Origin of the sequence: Ferrovibrio sp., assembly GCF_035304305.1 — a bacterium.
In the GTDB taxonomy this organism is placed as follows: Bacteria; Pseudomonadota; Alphaproteobacteria; order Ferrovibrionales; family Ferrovibrionaceae; genus Ferrovibrio.
Genome location: NZ_DATGQG010000158.1, coordinates 1 through 5,205, shown reverse-complemented (window position 1 = coordinate 5,205; position 5,205 = coordinate 1). Strand labels below are relative to the sequence as shown.

General features: G+C 67.8%; 7 protein-coding genes and 1 pseudogene. 7 read left to right on the top strand and 1 reads right to left on the bottom strand.

Annotated elements, in window-relative coordinates:
- The 7 genes and pseudogenes from VKZ87_RS17635 to VKZ87_RS17605 form a co-directional block, all read left to right on the top strand.
- Positions 1 to 134, top strand: a pseudogene (locus VKZ87_RS17635) (P-type conjugative transfer protein TrbJ); the annotation flags it as partial.
- Positions 135 to 163: 29 nt separating this feature from the next.
- On the top strand, positions 164 to 457 hold the full coding sequence (trbK-alt, locus tag VKZ87_RS17630) for a putative entry exclusion protein TrbK-alt (protein ID WP_324222586.1): 294 nt from the start codon (positions 164 to 166) through the stop codon (positions 455 to 457).
- A gap of 3 nt (positions 458 to 460) precedes the next feature.
- A complete protein-coding gene (gene trbL, locus VKZ87_RS17625; RefSeq protein WP_324222585.1) occupies positions 461 to 1,834 on the top strand; it encodes a P-type conjugative transfer protein TrbL in 1,374 nt (457 codons plus the stop codon).
- The gene (gene trbF / locus VKZ87_RS17620) at positions 1,831 to 2,520 is read left to right on the top strand and encodes a conjugal transfer protein TrbF (protein WP_324222584.1); all 690 of its coding nucleotides are present in this window, start codon (positions 1,831 to 1,833) and stop codon (positions 2,518 to 2,520) included. The genes trbL and trbF overlap by 4 nt, the downstream gene beginning before the upstream one ends.
- A complete protein-coding gene (trbG, locus tag VKZ87_RS17615) occupies positions 2,517 to 3,539 on the top strand; it encodes a P-type conjugative transfer protein TrbG (protein ID WP_414655662.1) in 1,023 nt (340 codons plus the stop codon). The genes trbF and trbG overlap by 4 nt, the downstream gene beginning before the upstream one ends.
- Complete coding sequence (locus tag VKZ87_RS17610) at positions 3,536 to 4,681, top strand: TrbI/VirB10 family protein (RefSeq protein ID WP_324222583.1); 1,146 nt, start codon at positions 3,536 to 3,538, stop codon at positions 4,679 to 4,681. Before trbG ends, VKZ87_RS17610 begins: the two co-directional genes overlap by 4 nt.
- A gap of 2 nt (positions 4,682 to 4,683) precedes the next feature.
- Positions 4,684 to 4,956, top strand: coding sequence for a DUF2274 domain-containing protein (locus VKZ87_RS17605; RefSeq protein ID WP_324222582.1), 273 nt, complete (start codon positions 4,684 to 4,686; stop codon positions 4,954 to 4,956).
- 60 nt (positions 4,957 to 5,016) lie between these two features.
- Here VKZ87_RS17605 and VKZ87_RS17600 read toward each other — a convergent pair.
- On the bottom strand, positions 5,017 to 5,205 hold a 189-nt coding region (locus VKZ87_RS17600; RefSeq protein ID WP_324222581.1), incomplete at its 5' end, for a hypothetical protein.

Sequence of the window (5,205 nt, the reverse complement as noted above, 5' to 3'; positions counted from 1 at the left end):
GCCGCTCTGAAGCGCTGATCGAGGCCGAGCGCGCAACCGCCGCCGAGCAGGGCCGTGTTCAGCGCGAGCGCTTCCTGACGCCGGGCTCGGGCTACCAGCCCGGCAACGCGCAGATGTTCAACGGCAGCAACTGAGGCGGCGGGCGGCCGGAAAGGGGGAAGCGATGGAGGGAAAGACCCTCGCACGGATCGGCGCGATCGTCTTCGTTGCCATCGCGATCACGGTCACCGTGGTCGAGATGACCCGTAAGGACGAGCCCGCGCCGGCCAGGACGGCACCGGCGCTCCAGCCTCCGGCCGATCCCTTGCGGGCGACGCTGCGCCGGTGCCAGCAACTCGGCGAGGCCGCGACCCGCAACGCCGATTGCCGCGCCGCCTGGGCCGAAAGCCGCGACCGTTTCCTGGGTCGCGCACCTGCGCCAGCGCCTGCCGTCCCGCAATCCGGCACCGGGGAATGACCGATGGGCGGCACGGGCGTCATCGATAATTTCCTCGGGGTCTTCACCTCCTACATCGACAGCGGCTTCGGCCTGCTCGGCGGCGAGGTGGCGTTCATCGCCACCACCCTGATCGTCATCGACGTGACGCTGGCCGCGCTGTTCTGGGCCTGGGGCGCCGATGACGACATCATCGCAAGGCTGGTGAAGAAAACCCTGTTCGTTGGTGTCTTCGCCTATATCATCGGCAACTGGAACAATCTGGCGAGGATCGTTTTCGACTCGTTCGCCGGCCTCGGCCTGATGGCTTCGGGCACCGGCTTTTCCGCCTCCGATCTCATGCGCCCCGGCCGCGTGGCCCAGACCGGGCTCGACGCCGGCCGTCCGCTGCTCGATTCCATCTCCGACCTGATGGGCTACTGGTCCTTCTTCGAGAACTTCATCCAGATCGCCTGCCTGCTTTTCGCCTGGGCGCTGGTGCTGCTCGCCTTCTTCATTCTCGCCGTGCAGCTCTTCGTCACCCTGATCGAGTTCAAGCTGACGACGCTTGCCGGTTTCGTGCTCATCCCCTTCGGCCTGTTCGGCAAGACCGCCTTCATGGCCGAGCGCGTGCTGGGCAATGTGGTGTCCTCCGGCATCAAGGTCCTGGTGCTGGCCGTCATCATCGGCATCGGCAGCACCTTGTTCAGCCAGTTCACGGCCGGTTTCGGCGGGGCGACGCCCACCATCGACGACGCTATGGCCATCGTGCTGGCGGCGCTGTCGCTGCTGGGCCTCGGCATCTTCGGTCCCGGCATCGCCTCAGGGATTGTCTCGGGCGGGCCGCAGCTCAGCGCAGGTTCGGCCGTGGGCACCGGTCTGGTCGCCGGCGGCATGATGCTTGCCGGTGGCGCTGCCGCGGGCGGCGCGGCCATGCTGGGCGCGAAGGGCGGTGCCGCCGCGCTGTCAGGTGGCGCTGCCGCTGTCCGGGGCGGTGCGACTGCGGCAGGGGCGGCGAGTGCGGCTTACAGCGTCGGTTCGCTCGGCCAGACCGGCGCTGCCGGTGTCGCCTCTGGGTTCGGCGGTGTTGCCCGCGCGGCTGGGTCGGCAGCCGTCTCACCCCTCAAACGCGCTGCGACCCGCGCTGGCGCATCCGTCAAGTCCAGCTTCGCCGAGGGCGCCCGCGCGGGCTTTGCCGCAGGAGGCGGGACATCATCCATGGGCACAATCGGCGGTGCGCGGGAAGCTGCGGCCGCATCATCTTCCGTTCCTGTCAGTGGCCCGCCCGCATGGGCGCAACGCATGCAGCGCCGGCAGGCTCTCAATCACGGCACCACCATGGCCGCCCATGCGGTGCGCTCCGGCGACGGCCACGGCACCGGTTCCTCCGTCAATCTGTCCGAAAGTGACCGCTCATGAACCTCTTCAAACGACCCGCCACGCACTATGGCAAATCGCCCGAACCCGAAACGCCTTATCAGAAGGCAGCACAAGCCTGGGACGAGCGCATCGGCTCGGCCCGCGTGCAGGCGAAAAACTGGCGCACCATGGCCTTCGGCTCGCTGATCCTGTCGGCTGGTTTCGCCGCCGCTCTTGTCTGGCAATCGGCGCGCGGCACGATCGTGCCCTGGGTGGTACAGGTCGACAATCTTGGCCAGGCGCAGGCGGTCGCGCCGGCCACGGCAGACTATCGGCCCACCGATCCGCAGATCGCCTTCCATCTCGGCCGCTTCATCGAGCAGGTCCGCGCGATCCCGGCTGACGCCATCATCGTCCGCCAGAACTGGCTGCGCGCCTATGAGTTCACGACGGACCGCGGCGCGGCGGCGCTAAACGACTATGCCCGCGCCAACGACCCGTTCACCCGTGTCGGCCGCTTGGCTGTAGCCGTAGAGGTGTCGAGCGTCATCCGGGCCTCGCCCGATAGTTTCCGCGTGGCATGGACCGAGCGCCATTACGAGAACGGCCAGCTTTCCACCACCGAGCGCTGGACCGCGATCCTGACCATCGTGATCCAGACGCCGCGCACAGCAGAGCGCCTGCGCGCCAATCCCCTCGGCATCTATGTCAATGCGATCTCCTGGTCGCGGGAAATGAGCCAATGACCCGCATGACGAAGCTCGAACCCGGTTCTGCGGCTTTCCGTAAATCCGGTCTTCTGGTTCTGCTGCTTTCTGCAACCGCACTGAGCGCCTGCGCCACGAACCGCACGCCGCAGTTCAGCTATGATGCCGACGTGCCCCCGCTGCCCGTGGTGCAGACGACCGCAACCGACGAACGGCCGCGGCCGCTGCATACGCCGCCGGCCTGGACCGTCGCGCGGGGCGGAACCGCCGCGAGCACGCCGGCAGGCCGCGTCGAGAACGCCAACGCCGCCGCCCGCGTCGAGCCGCGTCGTGAAGGCTATTACAACGCCATCCAGATCTATCCCTGGTCGGAAGGCGCGCTCTATCAGGTCTATGCCGCCGTCGGGCAGATCACGACGATTGCGCTGGAGCCGGGAGAGAGCCTGACCGGCGCGGGACCGATCGCGGCCGGCGACACCGCCCGCTGGATCATCGGCGATACGACAAGCGGTTCGGGAACGACTCGCCGTGTGCATGTGCTGGTGAAGCCGACCCGCCCGAACATCTCGACCAACCTCGTCATCACCACCGACCGCCGCATCTACATGATCGAGCTGCGCGCGCGGGAAACGCTCTACATGCCCGCCGTGGCCTGGGCCTATCCCGCGCCGCCTGCCGGCCAGCGCCAGACCATTCCGGCCGCTCCCGTCATCCCGGCCGAGGCGGCGCGCAATTATCGCTACGGTCTGCAGGGCGACAGCCCGCCCTGGCGGCCCATCTCCGTCTTCGACGACGGCCGCCGCGTCTATGTCGTCTTCCCGCGCGGCATCGTGCAGGGCGAGATGCCGCCGATCTTCGTGCTTGGCGCGGACGGCGAGCCGCAGATCGTCAACAGCCGCATCCACCAGAATATCCTGATCGTCGACCGCCTGTTCGGCGCCGCAGAGCTGCGCCTTGGCAGTGGCGACCGGCAGCAGGTGGTCAGGATCGTGCGCATTGAGCAAAGGCAGGCGGCCGGGGCACGTCCTGCCAGCGCCACAGAAGGATCGTCGCCATGACAGATACCAGCACCACCACTGACGCCGCGGCCACCATGCGGCTGCGTGCCGAACCGCCGCACGTCACCCGCCTGTCACGAAAGATGCTCGCCGGCGTCGGCGCCGTCGCGCTGCTTGGCATCGGCGGCGCGCTGATCTACGCGCTCCAGACCCGCGATGCGGGACCGGGAGGGGAAGAACTCTATTCGACCGAGAACCGGCCGACGGCGGACGGCCTGTCCGGCCTACCATCCGACTATACCGGCCCGGTCCTGGGCCCGGCGCTGCCCGGCGACCTCGGTCGCCCCATCCTCGATGCGCAGACACGCGGGCAGCCGGTTGCGGTGCCCGCCATCACCGCGCCTGCCGTCGATCCGGAAGAGGAACGCCGCCTGGCCGAGGAAGAGGCCGCCCGATTGAGCCGCGTCTTCTTCCAGGCCGCACCGGGCACGAGCGCCGCGCCCGGAACCGGCACGAACCTCGCCGGCCTCGACCTGACCGGTCAGCTCGACCAGATTGCCACGCAGGACCGGCACACGGCATTCCTCAACGGGCCGGTGGACCGGCAGATCGTTGCCCCCGATCGCGTCACGCCGCCGGCATCGCCCTACATCCTTCAGGCCGGGTCCGTGATCCCGGCCGCGCTCATCACCGGCATCCGCTCCGACCTTCCCGGCCAGATCACTGCCCAGGTCACGGAGAACGTCTATGACAGCCCGACCGGCTTGCTGCTCCTGATTCCGCAGGGGACGAGGATCATCGGCCAGTATGATGACGGCGTGACCTTCGGCCAGCGCCGCGTGTTGCTTGTGTGGAACCGCCTGATCCTGCCGGACGGTCGCTCCATCGTGCTGGGACGCCTACCGGGCGCGGACGCTTCCGGCTATGCCGGGCTCGAGGATGGCGTCGACTATCACTGGTGGGATCTGATGAAGGCGGCCGGACTTTCGACCTTGCTTGGCGTCGGCGCCGAACTTTCCACCGATGACGAGGACCGGCTGATCCGCGCCATCCGCGACGGGGCGCAGGACACCATCAATCAGGCCGGCCAGCAGATCATCCAGCGCCAGATGCAGGTCGCACCAACATTGACCATTCGGCCCGGCTTCCCGGTCAGGATAATCGTCACCCGCGACCTTGTATTCGAGCCGGCTGGAGGTTGATCATGGTGAAACTGAAACTCGGTCCCATCATCGAGGACAAGCCGGTGAAAACCACCGTGGAGCTGCCGGGGCCGCTTCACCGTGATCTCGTCGCCTATGCCGAAGTGCTGGCCCGCGAGTCCGGCCAGCCCGTCGCCGATCCCCTCAAGCTCATCGTGCCAATGCTGGAACGATTCATCGCAACCGATCGCGGCTTCGCCAAGGCACGGCGGCAGTCCGGCGCGTCAGCGGCGAAAGACGTACGGTCTCCTTCGGCACCTGACAACGGAAGCTGAATTCGCAGGAATTGTCCGCCCCTGGCATGGCCCGCCCGAATACAAGCGGTCTCCGAACAGCTAGCTCGGCTCGAGTGGGACTGCGATGTCGAGACGAAGACCCGGTCCGGCGCCGGCAACGACGAACCGGCCTGAGAGCGCCTCCACCCGCGCGCGCATATTGGCAAGCCCGTTGCCGTCCCTTTGCGCGCCGCCGTGGAGCCCCTTGCCATTATCCCTTATGTCAAGCACGAGCTGGCCGTCCCGCTC

Excerpts from the sequence above, each read along its gene's own strand:
- trbL (WP_324222585.1), top strand. The coding sequence starts at position 461 with ATGGGCGGCACGGGCGTCATCGATAATTTCCTCGGGGTCTTCACCTCC.
- trbK-alt (WP_324222586.1), top strand. The coding sequence starts at position 164 with ATGGAGGGAAAGACCCTCGCACGGATCGGCGCGATCGTCTTCGTTGCC.
- VKZ87_RS17605 (WP_324222582.1), top strand. The coding sequence starts at position 4,684 with ATGGTGAAACTGAAACTCGGTCCCATCATCGAGGACAAGCCGGTGAAA.
- trbG (WP_414655662.1), top strand. The coding sequence starts at position 2,517 with ATGACCCGCATGACGAAGCTCGAACCCGGTTCTGCGGCTTTCCGTAAA.
- trbF (WP_324222584.1), top strand. The coding sequence starts at position 1,831 with ATGAACCTCTTCAAACGACCCGCCACGCACTATGGCAAATCGCCCGAA.
- VKZ87_RS17610 (WP_324222583.1), top strand. The coding sequence starts at position 3,536 with ATGACAGATACCAGCACCACCACTGACGCCGCGGCCACCATGCGGCTG.